The organism is Thiolinea disciformis DSM 14473, from assembly GCF_000371925.1.
Lineage (GTDB): Bacteria > Pseudomonadota > Gammaproteobacteria > Thiotrichales > Thiotrichaceae > Thiolinea > Thiolinea disciformis.
The window spans coordinates 63363-85161 of sequence record NZ_AQVE01000015.1; the positions used below are offsets into that span (position 1 = coordinate 63363).

The 21799-nt window shown below is 46.2% G+C and carries 19 protein-coding genes and 3 pseudogenes; 10 read left to right on the forward strand and 12 right to left on the reverse strand.

Going from position 1 to position 21799, the window contains the following annotated elements; translation table 11 throughout:
- Nucleotides 1-48 precede the first annotated feature (48 nt).
- Nucleotides 49-570, reverse strand: coding sequence for a GNAT family N-acetyltransferase (locus A3IE_RS0112185; protein ID WP_110721468.1), 522 nt, complete (start codon nt 568-570; stop codon nt 49-51).
- A complete protein-coding gene (locus tag A3IE_RS0112190; RefSeq protein WP_020395901.1) occupies nt 567-1151 on the reverse strand; it encodes a helix-turn-helix domain-containing protein in 585 nt (194 codons plus the stop codon). The genes A3IE_RS0112185 and A3IE_RS0112190 overlap by 4 nt, the downstream gene beginning before the upstream one ends.
- Nucleotides 1152-1330: 179 nt before the next feature.
- Between A3IE_RS0112190 and A3IE_RS22725 the strand changes: the two genes are divergently transcribed.
- The 9 genes and pseudogenes from A3IE_RS22725 to A3IE_RS23410 form a co-directional block, all read left to right on the forward strand.
- Complete coding sequence (locus A3IE_RS22725; RefSeq protein WP_026154914.1) at nt 1331-1522, forward strand: MerR family transcriptional regulator; 192 nt, start codon at nt 1331-1333, stop codon at nt 1520-1522.
- A gap of 14 nt (nt 1523-1536) precedes the next feature.
- Complete coding sequence (locus tag A3IE_RS0112200; protein ID WP_020395903.1) at nt 1537-2061, forward strand: MerR family transcriptional regulator; 525 nt, start codon at nt 1537-1539, stop codon at nt 2059-2061.
- Nucleotides 2062-2110: 49 nt separating this feature from the next.
- Complete coding sequence (locus tag A3IE_RS0112205) at nt 2111-2458, forward strand: hypothetical protein (RefSeq protein WP_020395904.1); 348 nt, start codon at nt 2111-2113, stop codon at nt 2456-2458.
- 123 nt (nt 2459-2581) lie between these two features.
- Entirely contained in the window at nt 2582-4192 is a 1611-nt protein-coding gene (locus A3IE_RS0112210) for an NAD(P)/FAD-dependent oxidoreductase (protein WP_020395905.1), read from the forward strand.
- Nucleotides 4193-4210: 18 nt separating this feature from the next.
- Complete coding sequence (locus tag A3IE_RS0112215; RefSeq protein WP_020395906.1) at nt 4211-5191, forward strand: quinone oxidoreductase family protein; 981 nt, start codon at nt 4211-4213, stop codon at nt 5189-5191.
- 102 nt (nt 5192-5293) lie between these two features.
- Entirely contained in the window at nt 5294-6379 is a 1086-nt protein-coding gene (gene apbC, locus A3IE_RS0112220; RefSeq protein WP_020395907.1) for an iron-sulfur cluster carrier protein ApbC, read from the forward strand.
- Nucleotides 6380-6480: 101 nt separating this feature from the next.
- A pseudogene (locus A3IE_RS23405) lies at nt 6481-6831 on the forward strand (dCTP deaminase); the annotation flags it as partial.
- A gap of 9 nt (nt 6832-6840) precedes the next feature.
- Nucleotides 6841-7956, forward strand: a pseudogene (locus A3IE_RS0112225) (Hint domain-containing protein); the annotation flags it as partial.
- Between the two features lie 6 nt (nt 7957-7962).
- Nucleotides 7963-8181: pseudogene (locus A3IE_RS23410) on the forward strand (dCTP deaminase); the annotation flags it as partial.
- 79 nt (nt 8182-8260) lie between these two features.
- Here A3IE_RS23410 and A3IE_RS0112230 read toward each other — a convergent pair.
- From A3IE_RS0112230 to A3IE_RS0112275, 10 genes are all read right to left on the reverse strand, one after another.
- The gene (locus tag A3IE_RS0112230; protein ID WP_020395909.1) at nt 8261-8713 is read right to left on the reverse strand and encodes a universal stress protein; all 453 of its coding nucleotides are present in this window, start codon (nt 8711-8713) and stop codon (nt 8261-8263) included.
- 73 nt (nt 8714-8786) lie between these two features.
- Nucleotides 8787-9995, reverse strand: coding sequence for an ABC transporter permease (locus A3IE_RS0112235; protein ID WP_020395910.1), 1209 nt, complete (start codon nt 9993-9995; stop codon nt 8787-8789).
- Complete coding sequence (locus A3IE_RS0112240; RefSeq protein ID WP_020395911.1) at nt 9982-10749, reverse strand: ABC transporter ATP-binding protein; 768 nt, start codon at nt 10747-10749, stop codon at nt 9982-9984. The genes A3IE_RS0112235 and A3IE_RS0112240 overlap by 14 nt, the downstream gene beginning before the upstream one ends.
- Nucleotides 10746-12458: an efflux RND transporter periplasmic adaptor subunit gene (locus tag A3IE_RS0112245; RefSeq protein ID WP_020395912.1), complete on the reverse strand. Its 1713-nt coding sequence runs from the start codon at nt 12456-12458 to the stop codon at nt 10746-10748. Before A3IE_RS0112245 ends, A3IE_RS0112240 begins: the two co-directional genes overlap by 4 nt.
- Before the next feature lie 11 nt (nt 12459-12469).
- Nucleotides 12470-13852: an efflux transporter outer membrane subunit gene (locus A3IE_RS0112250; protein WP_020395913.1), complete on the reverse strand. Its 1383-nt coding sequence runs from the start codon at nt 13850-13852 to the stop codon at nt 12470-12472.
- A gap of 114 nt (nt 13853-13966) precedes the next feature.
- Nucleotides 13967-14800, reverse strand: a complete 834-nt coding sequence (locus A3IE_RS0112255; protein ID WP_020395914.1) for a DUF2797 domain-containing protein — start codon at nt 14798-14800, stop codon at nt 13967-13969.
- Nucleotides 14797-17118 carry a xanthine dehydrogenase molybdopterin binding subunit gene (gene xdhB, locus A3IE_RS0112260; RefSeq protein WP_020395915.1) on the reverse strand — a complete coding sequence of 774 codons (2322 nt, stop codon included), beginning with the start codon at nt 17116-17118 and terminating at the stop codon, nt 14797-14799. The genes A3IE_RS0112255 and xdhB overlap by 4 nt, the downstream gene beginning before the upstream one ends.
- Nucleotides 17111-18616: a xanthine dehydrogenase small subunit gene (gene xdhA, locus A3IE_RS0112265; RefSeq protein WP_020395916.1), complete on the reverse strand. Its 1506-nt coding sequence runs from the start codon at nt 18614-18616 to the stop codon at nt 17111-17113. Before xdhA ends, xdhB begins: the two co-directional genes overlap by 8 nt.
- A 1-nt stretch (nt 18617) precedes the next feature.
- Nucleotides 18618-18974 (reverse strand): hydroxyisourate hydrolase, encoded by a 357-nt coding sequence (gene uraH, locus A3IE_RS0112270; protein WP_020395917.1) that lies wholly within the window; start codon nt 18972-18974, stop codon nt 18618-18620.
- On the reverse strand, nt 18974-20791 hold the full coding sequence (locus A3IE_RS0112275; RefSeq protein ID WP_020395918.1) for a hypothetical protein: 1818 nt from the start codon (nt 20789-20791) through the stop codon (nt 18974-18976). Before A3IE_RS0112275 ends, uraH begins: the two co-directional genes overlap by 1 nt.
- Before the next feature lie 70 nt (nt 20792-20861).
- Here A3IE_RS0112275 and A3IE_RS0112280 point away from each other — a divergent pair, with 70 nt between their 5' ends.
- The gene (locus tag A3IE_RS0112280) at nt 20862-21788 is read left to right on the forward strand and encodes a DMT family transporter (RefSeq protein WP_020395919.1); all 927 of its coding nucleotides are present in this window, start codon (nt 20862-20864) and stop codon (nt 21786-21788) included.
- Nucleotides 21789-21799: the final 11 nt, after the last annotated feature.

The window sequence follows — 21799 nt, forward strand, 5'->3', positions numbered from 1 at the left end:
AAATTTGGGCAGCGGGAGAAGCTATTGCAGCAATAGTAGCTGCCTGACTCAAGCAAGAATTTTGTAGTAGTAGTGAGTAGCACCTAAGCTATGATCAGGAAACATCGCATAATCAGGAATCATTCCGGCTTTCCGCCATTGTAAACGCTGATACAGACGGCTGGCTTCCTCTCCTGCGGTATCAAGTACCAATAAGGTTTTGCCTGCTTCATAAGCGCCTTGTTCTGCTGCTTTCATTAAAGCTTGGCCGATGCCTTGTTGGCGAGCACCGCTATGCACTAATAATTTAATCAAATCACCCCGATGCGCCTGATTTTCTGGCAAATTCACCACGACCGTAACGGTACCAATAATCTTATTTTGCGTATCCACCGCCACCCAAATTAAACGCTCTTGCCTTGCAAAGCTGGCGGCTGCGTGCTGCCAATACTGCAAGGCTTTTTCCGTTGTCATAGGCTCAATAAACCCAACCGAAGCCCCATGTGTGACTGCATCGATTAAAATAGCACTTAAGGCTTGTACCGCGCTCTCATCCAAATAACTGAGTGCTTTAATAGTGTAATTCATCATGCTCCTCGTTTTTGCCAAGTATCAGTAGCAATCACCACTACATACTGCGTGGCTTGTTGGCTGAGATTTTCATAAGTGATGGGCTGATTTAAGCGCATGGCGAAACAGTCATCAGTTTCTAATAGATAGAATTGTTCGCCTAAACGAATCCGTAAGCTGCCGTGTTGAACCCAAATTTGTTGGAAGATAGTAGGCTCATGTGCATTTGTGTCGTAACAGACTTTTGCACCTGCAGGCAAAATGACTTTCACCAGTTTTATAGGCGAGGGGTAATTAGGAGGCGAGACATTCCAGCGTTGATAACCACTGGCTGGATCACGCCAAGCCTCGCGTTCACTAGCCCGTATCAAGGGACTTGCAGGTTGAGTGGAGTTTTCAAATAAAGACGCCAAGACAATACCTAAACCTGTTGCGACTTTATCGAGTAGCACTGCTGTGGGATTAGCCTCGCCTCTTTCAATTAACGACAACATAGCTCGACTAACACCTGAACGCTGAGCCAATTGTTCTAAAGTCATGTCCTTGGCATTACGCAGTTCTTTAATGCGCCGTGCGATACGCTGATTAATGTCGTCTATCATGATGAGTTGGAATTTTCCAATTTAATGGATATTAAATCCTTTATATTGGAAAGTAAAGATACTAAAACACAACCCAGTTTAAAAAACGAATTAAGAGGCTTTAAATAAAATAGTGGTTGACCTGTCTATAACTTCACCCTTTAGTCTAGCCAAACTTTTGACATAACTGAGGTAAAATCATGCAGAACACGACGATGACTAAAGCAGCTTGGGTGGAGATGTTCCGTCAAATTGGTTTAAGTGAAGCGCAAATGCAGCAGTGGCATCAATTATTTGAGCAAGGTTATCCTACGCAGCATCAAGCCTTTTTGGAATGGCTACAAATTCCAGCGAGTGAAATTGTGCAGATTCGCGAAGCTTCCAAGGCATAGTAAACGAAGTAAGTATGTATACCATTGGGCAACTGGCCAAGCGATTTGGCTTATCACGTAGCACCTTACTGTATTACGACTCGATTGGTTTATTGCCGCCTGCAAGCCGTAGCACCGGCAATTACCGGCTTTATAGCCAGCAAACGTTAGAGCGTATGCAGCAGATCCAGACTTATCGTGCTGCCGGTTTGCCCTTGGACAGTATTCGTAGTTTATTGAGCTTCAGTACGAGTGCTAGCGTCGTGCTGGAGCGTCACTTACAGGATGTGAATCAGGAAATTAATCGATTACGTGAGCAGCAACAAGTGATTATTAAGCTGCTGAATCAGCCAGAATCCTTTTCTGAAAGCCGTCACGTGACTAAAGCGCAGTGGGTTGCGATGTTAAAGGCAGCAGGCTTAGATGAGGCAGGCATGCATAAATGGCATTGTGAATTTGAAAAACGCTCGCCCAAAGCGCATCAGGACTTTTTAGAATCCTTAGGGATTGTTCCCGATGAAATTGAGCGGATTCGACAAGGTTCGCGCCAATCCTCTTAAATGCATGAGCTGTGATAGACTCACGATAACTAACTCAAGGAGTCATGCTATGCGCGTTATGGAAGGGGCTTTGCAAGGTAGTCAAGTCACAGTATCTAAGCCGCAGAATGTGCTACAAATTCATGCACGTTTAATGGTCGCAAAGTCGTATCGTTTGCCGCAGGACATGCGCGCCATTGAGCTGGTCGAAAAACGTGAGTATCACCCGTTTTGGCTAAAAGTCGTGATGGCTTTATTAGTGTTGACGATTGTGGGTATCTTGATTGCTATTTTGATTTATAAATTTGCTAAACGTATTCAATTCAAAATCCGTTTTCAACCCAAGCATGAACCGGCCTTTATTGTAGAAGGCAATGAGTATCAACATTGGAAAGAACTTAAGCGTTTCGTATTGTGAGGACAGCCCTCGGCACATTGTAAAATTTCACCGGCTAAGCGCTGTATAAGCTAATACATATAAGCGTTTTGTTTCCATGCATCACTCGCGTTAAACTAAGCCTTTTTCCAAGCACTCAATCCCATGATTCGCATTAATGAACTGCGTTTGCCCTTAGATCATCCGCCCGAAGCTTTGCGTGCTGCTGTTTTGGAGCGCTTAGCACTCACAGATCAAGCCTTGCTGGAACTCCATATTTTCAAACGTGGTTATGATGCAAGGCGGCGTGATGCAATTGTTCTGGTGTATACTTTGGATGTGAAAGTGCAGGAAGAGGCAAGGGTTCTGGCGCGTTTCTCCAAGGATTCCGCTATTCAGCCTAGTCCAGATACGAGTTATAAATTTGTTGCCAAAGCTCCGGCACCGTTAAAACAACGCCCGATCGTGGTTGGCTTTGGCCCTTGCGGTATGTTGGCTGGGTTAATACTCGCACAAATGGGGTTTTGCCCGATTATTTTGGAGCGTGGCAAGAAAGTCCGTGAGCGTACCAAGGACACTTGGGGTTTATGGCGTAAGCAAACTTTGAACCCTGAATCAAATGTACAATTTGGCGAGGGTGGAGCGGGTACATTTTCCGATGGAAAACTGTATAGCCAAATTAAAGATCCGAAATTCTATGGGCGAAAAGTCCTCACGGAGTTTGTCAAAGCGGGGGCACCCGAAGAGATTCTCTATGTCAGTAAGCCGCATATTGGCACCTTCCGCTTAGTAAAAATGGTCGAGCAAATGCGTGCGGAAATTATCGCACTGGGTGGCGACATTCGTTTTGAAAGTCATGTCACTGATCTATTCATTGACAAGGGACAAGTACGCGGTGTAAGGCTTGGCAGGGGCGAGGAGCTGCAGAGCGATCATGTTATTATGGCCTTGGGGCATAGTGCACGTGATACGTTTGCTATGTTGCATGAGCGTGGTGTGTTTATGGAACAAAAGCCATTTTCGATTGGTTTTCGTGTGGAGCATCCACAAAAGCTGATTGATCAGGAGCGTTTTGGCAAATTTGCAGGCAATAACATTTTGGGTGCGGCGGATTATAAGCTAGTGCATCATGCCAAAAACGGTCGTTCGGTTTATAGTTTTTGTATGTGCCCGGGCGGTCAAGTGGTGGCAGCTACATCGGAAGAAAATCGTGTTGTTACGAACGGTATGAGCCAATATTCGCGTGCTGAGCGTAATGCCAATGCGGCTTTGGTAGTCGGTATTAATCCGAGTGATTATCAAGGTTTACCCTTAGCAGGGATTGATTTTCAACGTCATTGGGAGTCGAAGGCTTATGAATTGGGCGGCGGTGGCTATATTGCGCCTGCGCAATTGCTGGGCGATTTTGTAAAAGGTATTCGTTCTACGCAATTAGGTACGGTCGAACCTTCTTATCAGCCAGGGGTCTTGATGACTGATTTACGGGAGGCGCTACCTACTTATGCGATTGAGGCTTTGCGCGAAGCCTTACCCGCCTTTGATAAGCAAATTCGCGGTTTTTCGCTGTATGATGCTGTGTTAACGGGGGTCGAAACACGCACTTCCTCACCCCTTCGTATAACGCGCAATGAGCAATACCAGAGCTTGAATGTAAAAGGTTTATATCCAGCCGGTGAAGGGGCAGGCTATGCTGGTGGTATTTTGTCAGCAGGTGTGGATGGTATTCGCGTCGCTGAGGCCGTCGCGCAAGCTATCATGGCGCAAGTGGATCATTAAAGGCATACAGGAGTCATCATGAGTCGTGCAACGAATATAAGGATTTATACCAACGGTGGCCCCGAAGTCATGCTTGTGGAGCAGGGGGATGTTCCAGCCCCTGCCGCTGGCCAAGTACAAGTCCGTCAAACGGCGGTGGGCTTAAATTATATTGATACCTATCATCGCAGTGGTCTTTACCCTGTGGCCTTGCCATCGGGTCTTGGTTTAGAGGCTGCCGGTGTGATTGAGGCCGTGGGTGAGGGCGTCAGCGATTTACAGGTCGGTGATCGAATTGCTTATGGGGTAGGGCCGATTGGTGCTTATACCAGTTTACGTAACTTGCCAGCGAATCGTATTAGTAAATTGCCCGATTCAATCAGTGATGAAACGGCAGCGGCGATGATGTTGAAAGGCATGACCGTGCGCTTTTTATTGCGCGAAACTTATCAGCTGCAAGCAGGCGAAACGATTTTGATACATGCAGCAGCCGGTGGTGTCGGCTCGATGCTGACACAATGGGCAAAAGCCTTGGGCGCGACGGTCATTGGTACGGTGGGTTCAGAAGAGAAAGCGGAGTTTGCTAAGGCGCAAGGCTGTGATTATGTGATTAATAATCGCACGGAAAATGTCGCTAAGCGCGTACGCGAGCTCACCGATGGCAAAGGTGTTCCGGTGGTATATGACGGAGTAGGGCAGGCCACCTTAGAAAGTTCGTTGGATAGTTTGCAGACACGCGGTTTATTAGTGAGTTTTGGCAATGCGTCAGGGCCGATTACTAATTTCAATCCAGCGGCCTTAGCTGCTAAAGGTTCATTATATTTCACTCGTCCTACCCTCATGACCTATACCGCCGATGACGATGCCTTGCAGGAAAATGCTAGCGATTTATTTGAAATGGTGAGTAGTGGCAAATTGAGTGTTCCTATTCATCAACGTTATGCCTTGGCTGATGTACAGCAGGCTCACCGCGACTTGGAAAGTGGCAAGACTACAGGCACAACCTTATTGCTACCTTAAGCCTTATCCAATAAGAAATAGGGCATCTTGGGCGCGAGTTGGGCGATACTGTACAATGATGCTCAAGAATATTTTCTACCGAAAACCGTAAAGGAGTTAGGCATGGCTGAGGTTACCCGCGCGCAGGTCGAGGCGCTATTAAGTCAGATACAAGATCGTTATTTGGAGCAGGATTTGGTATCGGCTAAAGCGGTCAAAAGTATCGAAATTGAAGGCGATACCGTTGCTGTGCGCTTAGTCCAAGGCTATCCAGCAGGGCATTATCGCGACGAATTAAAGCAGCAAGTCGAGCAAGCCTTGCTAGGTGCAGGCATGAAGGCGAATGTGGTCATTAATTTGGCAGTCAACGCCCATTCGGTACAAAAAACAGTCAAGCGCCATGATGGCATCAAAAATATTATTGCCGTAGCTTCCGGAAAAGGGGGCGTGGGTAAATCTACTACTGCCGTGAATCTTGCTTTAGCTTTGTTAGCTGATGGGGCAAAAGTCGGTATTTTGGATGGTGATATTTATGGTCCCAGCCAGCCACGTATGTTGGGTATCTCCGGTCAGCCTTTATCGGAAGATGGCAAGACCTTACAACCCATGAAAAATCACGGCCTAAAAGCTATGTCGATTGGTTTTCTGATTGATGAAGATACGCCGATGATTTGGCGCGGCCCCATGGTGACTCAGGCTTTAGAACAATTGTTGAATGATACGCAATGGGGTGAGTTAGATTATTTAATTGTCGATTTGCCACCGGGTACTGGCGATATTCAATTGACCTTGTCGCAAAAAATTCCTGTTTCGGGCGCGATTATTGTTACCACACCCCAAGATATTGCACTGCTAGATGCTCGTAAGGGTTTGAAAATGTTCGAGAAAGTCGAAGTGCCTATTTTGGGTATCGTAGAAAATATGAGTATGCATGTATGCAGTAATTGCGGACACGTAGAGCATATTTTCGGCGAAGGGGGCGGGCGCAATATGGCGGATCAATATGATGTGACTTATTTAGGGGGGCTGCCCTTAGATATTAAGATTCGCGAGCAAGTGGACAGCGGTAATCCAACCGTAGTGGCTGAACCGGATGGCAAAATTGCGCAGGCTTATAAAGAAATTGCCCGTAAGGCGACCGCAAAATTGGCAAAACAATCTAAAGATTATAGCGCAAAATTTCCAACGATTAAGATTCAAAATGTTTAAGTAATAGCCCGTTTCAGCTATTAGTTATTGCATAAAGGCTAACATTCGTTGGCCTTTTTATTTACGATAGCATCCCGCTTTTGGTTCGATGGAGAAATGCAATGAGTATTAAATCTGACCACTGGATTCGCCGCATGGCGCAGCAGCATGGCATGATCGAGCCATTTGAGGCAGGGCAGGTACGTCATGTAAACGGTGAAAAAATCATCTCTTATGGTACATCGAGTTATGGCTATGATGTGCGTTGTGCCAATGAGTTTAAAATTTTTACTAATATTAATTCTGCCATTGTCGATCCTAAACACTTTGATCAGAACAGCTTTGTCGATTTTCAAGGTGATATGTGCATTATTCCGCCTAATTCCTTTGCTTTAGCCAGAACCGTGGAATATTTTCGTATTCCGCGCAGTACCTTGGTAGTTTGTTTAGGGAAATCGACGTATGCGCGTTGTTTCCGAGGTGATACACGAGTCGCTTTAGTGGATGGAACCTCGGCGAGTTTGGAGGATATGGCACGTCGTTCAGAGCACGGGGAATTATTCTGGGGCTATAGCATTGGTGAAAATGGTCGTTTGATTGTGACCCAATTGGAAGCTCCGCGTTATATTGGTCGCGATAAGTTGGTGGAGGTACAGCTAGATAATGGCAAGAGTATTTTTGCAACACCTGATCATTTGTTCATGTTGCGCGATGGTCGTTGGTGTGCCGCAGCGGATTTAACACCTAACACCTCTTTAATGCCTTTGTATCGCCAATTGCAGCGTGGTTATGAAATGGTGTATCAGCCTCTAAATGGGCACTTATATCCAACACATCGCTTGGCAGATGAATGGAATCTGCGGCATGGCTTGTATAACGATATACCCGCTACACATCGCCATCATATAGATTTTGATCGCCTCAATAATAATCCGTGGAATGTAATCCGTATGAATGCTAGTGAACATATACGTTTGCATAATGCAGAAAATTATGGCGATGAGTTTGATCCTGAAGAGCATAGCGCTTCAATTCGTGCCGCTTTATCAAATCGTATGCAGAATCCTGAATGGGCAGAGCGCTATAGCAGTTTGCAAAGTGAGCGAGCTAGTCGTTTTTGGCATGATGATGAATATGCGGTGAAACGCGCTGAATTATTGATGGCACGTCGGCATATTTCTGATACAACTCGACAAAAACACCGTGAAGCTATGCTTGAGCGTTATCGTGACCCATTAGAGCGTTCTTACCAAGGACAATGTTCCAAAGCTGCGTGGCAGATTGCCAGCGCAGAGCGTCGTAAAAATCAAGCTGCTATTGCGCGGCAGTTACGTTTGCGTAATGAAATTAATGAGCAAACTGTACGTGACGCATTGCATCAAACGGGTTCAGTTCGTGCAGCTGCGCGAGCTTTGGATTGTGATCGTAGTGTGTTTAGGCGCTTCCCACAGGTGCTTGATGAGTTTCGTGGTGTAAAAGGCGAGGCTCGTTGGAATTATAAAGTGACAGCCGTACATGCAGTGGATGGTGAGCATGATGTCTATTGCTTGACTGTTCCAGAAGCGGGTAATTTTGCTTTGGAGAGTGGTGTGTTCGTTCACAATTGCGGCATCATTGTAAACGTAACGCCCTTAGAACCCGAGTGGGAGGGGCACGTCACTTTGGAGTTTTCCAATACCACGACTTTGCCTGCGAAGATTTACGCAAATGAAGGGGTCGCACAGATGTTATTTTTCGAATCCGATGAGGTTTGTGAGACTTCGTATAAAGATCGCGGAGGCAAGTACCAAGGCCAAACAGGTGTGACTTTGCCGAGAACCTAGTGGCCTATGCCATAAGCAGTTAGCGCTGGGAGGGTGTAGCTCCCAAGCTTGTTTTCCACAATAACTGTGTTTTGCTCGCTTAAGCTTGAGCAGACTGCATAATAAACAAGTCACACTTTACTTGTTTAGCGACACTTTGGGCGGTTGAGCCTAATAAGAAGCTCTTCAAGCCCGTTTGCTGCGTGTGTCCCATGATGATTAAGTCGACTTGATGTTCAGCGGCATAAAAGGCTATATCATTCGCTGGTGTTGAGCCTTCTTGGACTTCGCATAAGGTATTAGCAGGGACTTGTGCCGCCTTTGCTAGTTCCTCTAAATCTTTGCGGGCTTTAATCACTAAATCTTGTTCGAAACTCATATCAATAACTAAGGGCATTTCGCCAAAAGTTTGTACAGGTGACATGGCCTGTAGAACATGTATAAGGCTTAATCGGCAGTTATATAATTCCGCGAGTTGCTTGCCACGTTGGATAAGGTTTTGAGTCATCGGTGAAAGGTCGACTGCAACCAGAATGTGCTTATAGGTGTCCATCGTAAGCTCCTATTTTTAATTAGGCATAGCATAAGCATAACATGCAGAGAATTTAGCTTAGGGCTTATTTCGCTTATTCATGACGTAAGGCATTAATTGGGTCTAATTGAGCAGCGCGCCTTGCAGGCATAAAACCAAATAACACGCCAATGCCTGCCGAAAAGGCAAAGGCTACTAGGTTAATGCTCGCATTAAAGGTATAAGGCACCTGCATCAAATTGGATAAGCTGATTGAAGCAAGGGTGGCCAGAATAATCCCAATAATGCCGCCTAAAGCAGATAACATAACGGCTTCAGTCAAAAACTGCATGAGCACTTCGCGCTCCAACGCACCAATCGCTAAGCGAATTCCGATTTCACGGGTACGCTCAGTCACTGAGACCAGCATGATATTCATAATGCCAATCCCGCCGACTAATAAGCTCACCGAAGCCACGGCACCCAATAAAGTCGTCATCACTTTGGTGGTACCTGATAAAGCATCGGCAATTTGGCGAGTATCCATGACATTAAAATTATCATCCTCGCTATCATTGAGGCGGCGGCGTTGACGCAATAAATCGGTAATTTCTCCTTGGACACGCGTAATATCGTTTTCATCAGCCACCGAAACTAGAATCGCGGAAACATCACGATTGCCGGTTAAGCGACGTTGCACGGTGCGCAAGGGCATCACTAAGGTGTCATCTTGGTCACGTCCCATCGCGGATTGGCCCTTGGCTTTCAGTACACCAATCACTTCGCAGGAGAAATTTTTAACTCTAAGCGATTCTCCAATCGGATCACGCTGACCATATAATTCTTTATATAGGGTCGCTCCCAAAATGCAGACCGACTGACCAGCGTTTTGTTCGGTGCTGGTAAATAAGCGCCCTGAGGCTAATACCCAATTGCCTGCACTAAAGAAATCATCGGTCGCACCCGCGACACTGGTTGACCAGTTTTTAGACATGGATACTACCGTAGCGGTGCGTGAAACTTGTGGGGAGACGGCGGCTATTCCAGTGATTTGTGTGCGAATGGCTTCTGCATCTTCTAATTTAAATTGGGGGGCACCGCCGCCTCCACCCGGTCCCATCATGCGCTGGCCAGGGCGAATTTGCAGCAGATTACTACCGAGGCTGGAAACTTGATTTTTGACAGCTTGCGTAGCGCCATTCCCCAAGGTCACCATGGTAATGACCGCTGCTACGCCGATCACAATCCCCAAAATAGTTAAAAACGAGCGCAATAAATTGCGTCGAATTTCACGCATAGCGAGCAATAAACTATTCCACAGCATCAATCACCTCCGATCTTAGCGCGTCGGCTAATAAGGCTTGTTCGGGTTCTGGGGTTTTAGCGGGTTTTTCGGCATTACGGACATCGCTTGCGACATTGCCATCTACGAAAGTGACGATACGCTTAGCGTATTCCGCCATATCGGGTTCATGCGTCACCATAAGAATCGTAATGCCTTGCTCACGATTGAGTGAAACGAGCAGCTCCATAATTTCATGGCTACGTTGCGAATCAAGGTTGCCTGTGGGTTCATCAGCCAGTAATAATTCGGGCTGGGTGACAATTGCACGGGCAATCGCAACACGCTGTTGTTGACCACCTGATAATTCAGCGGGTGTGTGATCCCACCAACGCGATAAACCAACTTTCTCTAAGGCGGCCTTGGCCAAGTGGTGGCGGACGGAGCTGGGTTCACCGCGATAAAGTAGGGGGAGCTCTACATTTTCTTGCGCGGAGGTCCGTGCGAGTAGATTAAAGCCTTGGAACACAAAACCAAAATAATAGCGGCGCAATAAGGCTCGCTCATTGCGATCCAATTTTTCTACTTGTACATCACGAAACTGATATTCGCCGCCCGTCGGTACATCAAGACAGCCTAAGATATTCATGGCGGTTGATTTACCAGAGCCACTAGGCCCCATGACTGCTACAAAATCCCCTTTATCAATACTCAGGTTGACCCCTTTTAAGGCTTGAAACTGCGCTTGACCTTGACCATAAGTTTTGGTGATATTGCGCAACTCAATCAGTTTCATGGTGCTGCTCCTGCACTACCAATAATCACCTCACTACCCGCTTGAATATCACCTTCGATAATTTCAGTAAATTTGCTATCACTTAAACCAGTTTTAACCGGAATGGCGCTGGGTTGGCCGTTTTTGAGTATCCATACTTGTTTAGGGCCACCGCGACCAGCGCCACCGCGTCCACCGCCTTGGCGACGTTGTTGCATCGGTGGACGAGCAATGAGTTGTGAGACTAAACCGCCACTGTTACCACCACTTGCGGCACCGCCTTGGCTTGCACCGGCTTTGTCATTAGCTGCTGCTGGCGTGAAACGTAATGCCGCATTGGGTGCTAATAAAACATCTTTACGCGATTGGGTGCTGACAGTCGCTGTGGCTGTCATACCCGGGCGCAACGTTAAATCATTATTATCCACCGTCAATTCGGTTAAATAAGATACGACATTGTCGGTCAGGGTTGAGCCTAGACTAACCTTGGTAATGACAGCTTTATAGCGTCGCCCCGGCCAAGCATCCACCGTAAATACCGCTTCTTGACCTTCTTTAACTTGTCCAACATCTGCTTCATCGACATTAATTTGTAGCTCCATTTGCTTCAAATCTTCAGCCAAGGTGAAAAGAGTCGGGGCGGATAAGGAGGCGGCTACGGTTTGGCCTTTTTCTACGGCACGACTCAGCACAACACCATCAATCGGTGACAAAATCGTAGCTTTTTCTAAGTTGCTTTTTGCAGAACGTAAATTGGCCTCGGCCTGTTTAACATTGGCTTTAGCGGTTTCGAGTTGCGCTTGTGCGGTGATTTTATCTGCTTTTACCGCTTCAGCATTGGCACGCACCCCTTCAACATTCGCACTGGAGGCGCCTGAACTTTCTTTAGCGGATTGTAGGCTGGCCTTGGATGCGTTAATACTGGATTTTGCGACTTCTAAATTGGCGCGGGCAGCATCGGCACTAGATTGTGCGGCGGATTCGGCTGCTTGAGCGCGTTGAAAAGCAGCCTGTGCTGAATCCAATTCAGATTTAGCGGGTAAGCGCCCACCACTACTTTTATGCAGTTCTTGTAAACGTCCCAAATTGGCACGCGCTTCAGAAGTAGTCGCTTTGGCTTGTAACACTTGCGCATTCGCTTGTTGAATTTGCGCATTGGCCTGTTGAATTTTTGCATTATCCTGCTGCGCTTGGGCGCTGACCTGTGCAATTTGGGATACCGATTGACGCGCATTTGCCATTGCTTGTTGCAAGTTAGCCTCAGATTGCGCGATTTTGGCATCCGCTTGACTAAGTTGCGCTTTAGCTTGCGTCACTTGCGCTTGTGCGGATACCAAGGCGGCTTCCATTTTGGTGACATTATCTTGTAATTGATCAGTATTGAGACTTGCGAGTTTTTGACCTTTTTTTACCACGTCATTCGCATCCACCCACACTTCCGCTACTGTGCCTGATAACTCAGTACCAATGTCCACCTTATTCATCGGTTGCAAATTGCCGGTAGCAGTAATCGACATATTCAAATCGCCGCGTTTTAGCACTTCTGTTTGATAAGACAGTGTTTCTGCTTTAGCTTCTTGATGGATATATTGCTGATAAGCCCAATAGCCACCGCCCGCCAGTGCAGCTAACACTAAGAGGCTTAAGAGTGTTTTCCCGAAACCGCCCTTTTTCTTAGATTGCCCTAAAGTGGCTTGTACTGAATTGCTGGAACTTGTTGTATTTGACACCTTGTTTCCCCTTACCAAGCGCCGCCAACGGCTTTATATAAACTAATCAAGGCTAAGCTGTAATTGGCTTGAGCCGATAAGACGCTATCTTGTGCACTCAGCACGGAGCGCTGTGCATCCAGAACATTTTGGAAATCGGCGGTTCCTGCGTTATAGCTTAAGCGTGCTAAATTCTCAGTGCTCTTAGCCAATTGCAGATTCTGGTTTAAAATCGGTTGTTGTTTTTGGATAGAAGCAAGCGTCGCTAAGGCATTAGCAACCTCCTGCAAAGCACCTAACAGGGTTTTCTGATAAGTGGCGAGTGCTTGTTCATAATTAGCGTCTCGTACTACGACTTGTTGCTTTAAACGCCCACCATCCAGCAAAGGGGCGCTGATTGACGCTAATAAAGAGCGTGCTAAATTAGTGGTATCTAATAAATCACCCACATTTAAGCCACTCAAACCCAAAGAGCCACCTAGATTAAAATTAGGATATAAATTGGCCTTTGCTTCGTCCACCCGCGCACTGGCAGCTGCCACTTTATATTCTGCGGCACGAATATCGGGCCGTTGACGTAGTGCATTTGCGGGAATTTGTGGATTCAAACGACCTTTTGCATTAGGAATGGGTTTGCCTGCGGCTAATTGTTTTTCTAAGGCATTGGGTGCTTTTCCAGTCAACGCGGCGAGGGCATAGTTAGCGCGTTGGACGGAACCTTCTAAAGCAGGTAATTGGGCTTGGGTTTGTCCTAAGCTTAAGCGTGCTTGTTCGGTGTCTAGACCACTCGCGAGTCCTGCTTGTTTACGCAAGTTGGTTAAGTTTACCGTTTCAAGGCGTGATTTATTACTTTGGCGCGAAGAACTTAAACTGGCTTGTGCCAAACGCAAATTCACATAAGCGCTCGCGACTTCTGCCGCTAATGAGGCTTTCACATCTTCATAGCTCGCTTGGGTGGCTTGTGCATCACGTTGTGCAGCCGTCGCGGCTAAACGATTAGCTCCCCAGAAATCCAACTCCCAACTGGCATCCATGCCCGCAGTCAAGCTCGTACCCGAACCTTTGCTGTCGCGTATTGATCCACTGCCTGAGAGGCTAGGCAATAAACTGGCACCGGCAATCACACCCTGTGCGCGCGCTGCTTTTACACTGGCTTGAGCTGAAGCTAAGTCTGGATTAGCTTTCCACGCTTCTTGAATTAAGGAAGTCATTAATGGGTCATTAAATTTTTGCCACCAAGCTGCTTGAATCGGGGTACGTGTTTCAGTACGCGGTAGCAAGGTATTCGTGACTTTGACGACCTCGGGATCAGTACCAGTAGCCGTTAAATTAGCTGGATTAAGCGATGTGCAAGCACTAAGCGCCAAGCACACCAGCAGCGTAAAGGCTGATTTTTGAGTTTGCCATAAGTCCATGAGAAGCATCCGTTGTTTCGTTGTTTTTGATAGGTAGTAGTGTGCAACAGCACGCTGTAAAGGTGGGTTAGCCGAATGTAAAGATATGTAAAAATAGAGCAAATGCGAAAAAACTTAAGCTATTTCAGGGTTTTTTAGTGCTATCTGATAGCCGCCATACTTGCGAATATTGATGACGCCTGAATCAAACATCAAATATTGACCCTTAATACCCTGTAATGTTCCACCTACATTGGCTGTTTTATCAAAATTCAGTGCAGTTAATTTAGTGGGGTAATTCAAAATCGGATAGTTGAAGGTATATATTTTAGCATCATCGAGTATTTTAATGCTATTTTCACCAAAACGATCACGTAATTCACTTAAAGGTTTCTGGATGTTGGCTAATAATAAATCGCGATATTTGGTTAGATCAATTGAAGGCGGCAATCCTTTTAATAATTGTTGCCAGTTAGTTTTATCTGGCACAAATTGCGCTAGTATAATCTCTACTAAACCAGAAATATAACGCGAGGCGACTTGCATAATAGGCAAAGCACTGCTAGCACCTTGATCTATCCAGCGTGTTGGCATCTGACTTTGGCGGGTAATGCCTACTTTCAAACCTGAGGAATTCGCCAGGTAGACAATATGCGGCTGCATACAATGGGCTTCTCCCCACGCTGGTTCTCGACACGTGCCTGCAGCGAAATGACATAATTCTGGTTTCACAATACAAGTATCACATTGTGCTAGACGGATAAAACACGGGTAACAATATCCTTGGTTAAAACTCTTTGAAGTTTTGCGTCCACAGTTAATACAATGAATCGCTCCTGTATAATGTAAATGCAGCGGTTTACCTAAGTAGGTATTTAAGGGAATCTGTGCTTCTCCCAATACCAGATTATATTGCACTGGATTTTGATGTTCAGTGCGCATTTTATATAAAGTTCCGCAAATACTCATGCTGCTGTCGTGGATTGAAAAGACCGTAGAGTTTGAATCGCAGTTAAAATAGATTCTGGCGTCGCTGGTGCATTGAGTTGTGAGCTAATTTGGTAATCGGCAATACTTTCGATTGCGTGTTTTAAGGCAAAAAATACTGACATCGCCAGCATCAAAGGTGGCTCGCCCACGGCTTTGGAGCGGTAAATGGTGGCCTCACGATTAGGTTTTTTGTCTACTAAACGCACATTAAATTTCCTAGGTAGATCACCAATAGAGGGGATTTTATAAGTCGAAGGCGCATGCGTCATTAATTTGCCAGCCTGATTCCACCACAATTCTTCAGTCGTTAACCAGCCCATGCCTTGCACAAATCCCCCTTCAATTTGTCCAATATCAAGAGCCGGATTGAGAGAGTCGCCCACATCATGCAAAATATCAACCTGTGTAACTTTATATTCACCGGTTAAAACATCGACCAATACCTCAGCAACAGCCGCACCATAAGCAAAATAGAAAAAAGGCCGACCTGACATGGTTTTAGGGTCATAATGAATCTTAGGGGTTTTATAAAAACCAGTGGCTGATAAAGAAACCCGATTAAACCACGCTAAGTGAGCTACCTCAGCAAAACTTAATGTTTTTTTATCGCTAATGAATACTTGGCCTGTTTTGAATTGAATCTGTTCAGGAGAAACTTCAAAATGCTTAGCGAGAAATTCAATCAGTCTAGCCCGTAATACTTCTGCAGCCTGTTGGGCGGCCATGCCATTGATATCTGAACCGGACGAGGCCGCAGTTGCCGAGGCATTAGGTACTTTTTCTGTCGTACTTGCAGTACAGCGAATGTGGCTTGGGTTGATTTGTAGGGTTTCAGCGACAACTTGGGCAACTTTGGTCAATAAGCCTTGACCCATTTCGGTACCACCATGATTGAGTTGCACCGTACCATCATTATAAATATGAATTAAAGCGCCTGCTTGATTAAGATGGGTGGCTGTAAAAGAAATGCCGAACTTGACTGGTGTTAAAGCAATGCCTTTTTTTAAATACGGGTTTGTTTGATTAAAGGCTTCAATGAGTTGGCGGCGTTCTAAATAAGACGAGGATTGCACTAAGGTATCAGTGAGCTCAGGAATAATATTATCTTCAACCCTCATGCCATAAGGCGTGAGATTGCGTTCATCTTGTCCATAGAAATTAATACGCCGAACTGATAAAGCATCTTTCTTTAAATAACGCGCTATTTCTTCCACAATATACTCAATGGCCATCATGCCTTGTGGGCCACCAAAACCCCGAAATGCGGTATTAGATTGCGAATTAGTTTTACAGCGATACGAAATAATATCCACTTGATCGAGGTAATAAGCATTATCGGCGTGAAACATGGTGCGATCATTAACAGGTCCCGATAAATCTGCCGAAATACCGCAACGCGAGGCATAATCTAACACCACTCCCAAAATGCTACCGTGTTCATCAAAACCTACCTGCCAACGAATATCATAACAATGACGTTTGCCGCTTATTAAAATATCATCGTCACGATCTACCCGATATTTTACGGCTCGTTGGGTTTTATAGGCTAATAAGGTTGCAATACAAGCAAATAAACTGGCTTGACTTTCTTTACCACCAAAGCCGCCACCCATACGCCGACATTCAATCTCAATATCTTTTAATTCGCGTCCCAACATACTCGCAATAATTTCCTGCACATGATGCGGATGTTGAGTGGAGCTATGAATGTGAAAATCGCCATCTTCTTTAGGTAAAGCGAAGGCAATTTGACCTTCGAGATAAAAATGCTCTTGCCCACCTAAACTGAATTGGCCGCTTAATTGGTGCGGCGCTTCTTGAATAGCTTGCTGGGCATGGCCGCGCTGCAAACGCTTGGTCGGCAAGACAAATTGTTCCGCAGCAACCGCGCGACGAATATCAAGATTGTGTGGCAAGATTTCATAATCAATTTTTGCCAATCGCACGGCACGGCGCGCTGCTTCAACGGAGCTAGCCGCAACAGCAAAGATAGGTTGGCCAATATATTCAACCTTCTCGACCGCTAAAATAGGTTCGTCTTTTAGTGCTCCCCCTAAATGATTTTCGCTGGGAATATCAGCCGCCGTGACAACCGCAAATACGCCTTCCGCCCTACTGACTTCACTTAAATCGATATGGCGCAGATAGGCGTGGGCGTGTTCACTTAAGCCTAAGGCTGCATATAAAGTGCCTTGCACCACGGGTATATCATCAATATAACGCGCTTCGCCGGTCACATGCAGATGAGCGCTATCTTGAGCAAGCGATTTGCCTACTATCCAATGATCCTCAGTCATGCAGGTCTCCTAATTCGCTCACAAAGCTTGAGCCGCTGGTTTGTAGATAAAACTTATGCAATAACTGTTGAGCCACGTGGAGTCTATAGTCTGCCGAAGCCCGCATATCGGATAAGGGCTTGAAGTCTTGTGCTAAGGCGGCTTGTGCTTTTTCGAGTGTGGCAAGTGACCAGTTTTGTTGAAGCAGGGCTTGTTCAGTGTGTGTGGCGCGTTTGGGGGTGGCTGCCATGCCACCAAACGCGATACGAATAGTGTGTATCTTGCCTTCCTGGTATTCCATGCAAAAGGCGGCGCAAACGGCTGAGATATCTTGTTCGAAACGCTTGGAAATTTTCCATACCCGTAAAATTTGAGTGCTTGTGCGCAAGGGAATACGGACAGCTTGTACGAACTCACTAGGCTGTAAGTCTTTTTGCTGATAAGCCAAATAGAAATCTTCCAGCGCTAATTCGCGTTGCGTATTGCCACGCCGCAATAGAACGCGAGCGCCTAACACGATTAAGGCTGGCATGGAGTCGCCTATGGGTGATCCATTGGCAATATTGCCTACCAAGGTGCCTGCATTGCGAATAGGTAAAGAAGCAAAGCGCCAATGTAAATCCTGTAATTCTGGAAAGTGTTGCACGAGAGCTTGATAAGCGCGCTCCAAATTAACCGCCGCCGCTATTTCGAGATACTCGTCGGTTTGGCTAATCTGATCCAGTTCAGCAACTTGCCCAAGATAAATAATGGTATTCAGATGCTGCTGCCGCTTGGTGACCCATAAGCCTATATCCGTTCCTCCCGCAAGGAGGTAGGCATTAGGATATGCCAACAAATAGTGACTCAACTCACTAATACTACGGGGTGCCAAGAATGCCTGTTGCTGGTGGTGTATCACAAGGCTTTCCGTATGGGCTGCTAACTCGTGAAGTTGAGAGAGCCATGCAGAGGGCGTTTCTTGAGCGGAATAAGGGTGCGTGAGGGCTGATTGTTGTTCGGGTGCGAGTGCTTGGGCATAGTCATACATGCGCTGTCCCGCGTCGATAATGGGACGATAGCCAGTGCAGCGACATAAATTACCCGATAGGGCATGGCAGAGTTGTTCGTGCGTTGGTTTGTCTGCGGTTTTGTATAAACCAAACAAGGACATCACAAACCCGGGTGTGCAAAAACCGCATTGCGATGCATGGCAATCCAGCATAGCTTGTTGAATGGGGTGGAGGCCGTGGTTTGTTTTTAGACTTTCGACGGTAAATAAGATTTTGCCATCCAGTAAGGGTACAAAATGAATACAGGCATTAATGGCGCGATATTGGATACAGCCTTGTTGATTTAAGTCCGCAACGACTACGGTACACGCACCACAATCACCTTCTGCACAGCCTTCTTTTGTGCCAGTACGATGCAATTCGTCGCGCAAATAATTCAAGACCGTCAAACTGGGCGACACATCGCGCAACGCTATACGTTTACCATGTAAATAAAAGTAGATCGTGTTGCGCGTGTGGAAAGACATTTTAGCTACCTCGATAAGTTGAATAACTCCAAGGGGAAACTAACAAAGGTACATGATAGTGTGCGTTCGGGTCGGCTATCGCAAAGCGTAATGGAACCACATCAAAGAAAGCAGGATCACTAAGGGCATGACCTTTGGCTTTAAAATAATCTGCAATATAAAACACTAACTCCCAAGTGCCTATACTCATGGCCGAATCTTCTAATAAGGGCGTATTGCAACGCCCGTCTTGATTAGTATGCACAATTTTTACCAAATGGCGCTGACCATTGGCCTGTAAGGCATACAGATCGACAGTGACATTAGCAGCAGGGCAGCCATTGGCAGTATCTAAAACATGTGTTGTTAACTTGCCCATTAGTTTGTCAACCGCCGTTGAATTTCCTCTTGAATTTGACGCAGTGTATTTTCGTCTACGCCAGGGGGAGGTTGCACAAAGGGAAATTGCATAGGGTCTTGAACCTGTGTCGGTTGTTGCTCTTGAGGCTGTTGCTGGCGTTTAGGTGAAATAGTAAATGTATAGACGGTTGGCTCATTCGGTTTCACGCGAATCACTTCTGTGCCATTCATATCCTCATAACGGATTTGTACCCGTACATCTTGTGGTGGCAGGCTAACCTCGCCGTAGGCAACATTAGTAAAGCTTTTTATGGCTCTGCCGTCCATGCTAGTGACCACAAAATTCACACGCAAAGGACTTCCATCCACCCCTGAGACGGCATTCAATTGTAAACGTCCACTCGCTTGTGGTTCTGCTTGAGCTATGTCGCCACGCTCGCCGCGATCTCTATCACGATTGCGATCGCGTCCTCTAAATTCTTCTTGATCCGGATTATTATTGCTTTGCTGTAAAATACCATCTGCACTAAAGGTGACTTGGGTCGTGCGTCCATCAGTTAGGTCAATAGTACGGGTTTCGCGGATACCTCGTTCCAAAGAAGCCGTAACTTCATAGCGTCCGGGCGGGAGTTTTAATTCTGTACTGCCAATAGGGCCAAGATTCGCTATCCGATTTCCATTCATATCCCGCACGGTGAATTGTGCCTTATCCGGCAAACCAATCGCACTGGTTAGGCTTAAGCGTAAGGATGCGCCTTGATTGTTGGTGGGTGGCGGTGTGGGGTTGGGGCGTTGTGTTGGCGTTTGGGTTTGCTGTGTCGTTGAGCCAGCAATCGCTTGTAACTCGAAGTTTTCGCTGACTTTACCACTACGACCAACCCGCACTTCACGCGATGCATCTTGGCGACCTTTCGCTTTCACAGTGACACGATAGACACCCGGCTCTAATAAAAACTCCGCCACATCATCATAATCTTTACGGGCGATATGACGACCATTGGTGGTTTGAACATAGATATTGGCCTTAATCGGTGCGTTGCTTTCTGCTGCGCGCACACTCACAGCTAATTCCACTTTATCGGGTGTCGTAGCGGTGCTTTGTTGGGTGCTCGGGCTTGAGGCTAATTCAAAGCGAGCCGTGGTGAGTTTGTCGGTATACACCGATAACTGCCGTGAGCTTTGCTTGCCGTTGGCACTCACACTAACTTTATAATCACCGGGCGCTAAGTCGAAACTTGCCGAATCACTCCCTGAAAAAGAGGCGACTTGCAGACCTTTACTGTCGTACACCAAGAAATCACCGTTAACTTTGCCGCTACTTGAGGGATCGACGACATTAATGGTCAATTTGCCATAGCTTTCAGCGACTTGTGCAGGGTCTTGGGTAGGTGTTGGCATATCAACCTGAGATGACCCGCTCATACCGACAGATGCTGTTGTATTGCTTGCTGTGGTATCACTAGTGCTTGGTGGCGTAGTTGTTTGGGTAGGAGGCGTTGTAGCAGTGGTTGGTTGATTGGGATTGGTTTGAGCCGAGTTTGTAGTATCCTCAGTATTGGTAGCAGGTTGATCCGGTTCGCCTTCTAAGGTCACATCTATTTTCTCAGTACCTGTTGTAGTACCGGTATCTTGCTTACTGAGATTAGGATCAAGCGGTGTTGTGCCACTAATGGGGGCGGTTGCTTGAGGCTCAGATCCAACAGGTACAATAGGTACAAAACCATTATCGGGTGTTTGCAATGGCTTGCTACCCATCATACTTTTGATACCAATAGCTGCAAAAACTACCAGTAGACCGAGCCCTAACCCCAAAAGTAGTTTTGCTCCCTTACCCATATCATTACTCCTAAACTTTTATATCGCGCTATGATAGCCCAATTCTATGTGACAAACAGCGATAATCATTATGCCAAATAGCGTACTTGATCGTGTTTCACCTTATATTTTGCTGGTATTAGCCGCTAGCTTTTGGGGTGGAAATTTTAATATTGCGCGCGCTTTCAATGCGCAATTACCCCCCTTAGGCTTGTCATTTTGGCGTTGGACGCTTGCCTTATTGGTGATATTACCCTTTATTTGGAAGCCTATGGTGGCACAATGGTCGAGCTTTAAACAGCATCGTGGCTTGGTGCTGCTACTGGCTTTATTAGGGGTAACCGGCTTTAATAGCCTGGTGTATTTGGGACTACAGACCACGACAGCCACCAATGGCGTCCTCATGCAGTCCATTAATCCTATTTTTATTATTATCTTGTCAGGCTTATTGTTAGGCGAGCAAGCGAGTTTACGTCAATGGCTCGGGGTAATGATTTCTTTAGGCGGTGTGATTGTGATTTTAGTACGCGGTGATTTGGAGACCTTAAAAACCCTAGCGTTTCAACGTGGCGATTTAATTATTCTAATCGCTGTCGCGGATTGGGCGCTTTATACGGTGCTATTACGTAAATTACCGCCAACCTTAAAAGGCTTGCCGATTCTGGGTTACACCGTTTGTATTGGCTGGCTAGCGCTAGTGCCGCTGTATGCCTATGAACATCTCATGGTGCAGCGCTATATGCCCTTTAATATGACCAGTATCATTAGCGTTACTTATGTAGCTGTATTTGCGTCGGTATTAGCCTATTTATTTTGGAATCATGGTGCGGCCAAAATTGGAGCGAGTCGAACCGGTCAGTTTGCCCATATTGTGCCCGTTGCAGGTATTTTAATTGCGACCTTAGTTTTAGGTGAGCAATTGCATAGCTATCATTTACTAGGCATTGTCTTAGTCGCCAGCGGCATTATTTTAGCCAACTTGCCGCTTAAAACGTCCAGTGCGGTACAACAGTCCTAGCGCTTAAGCCT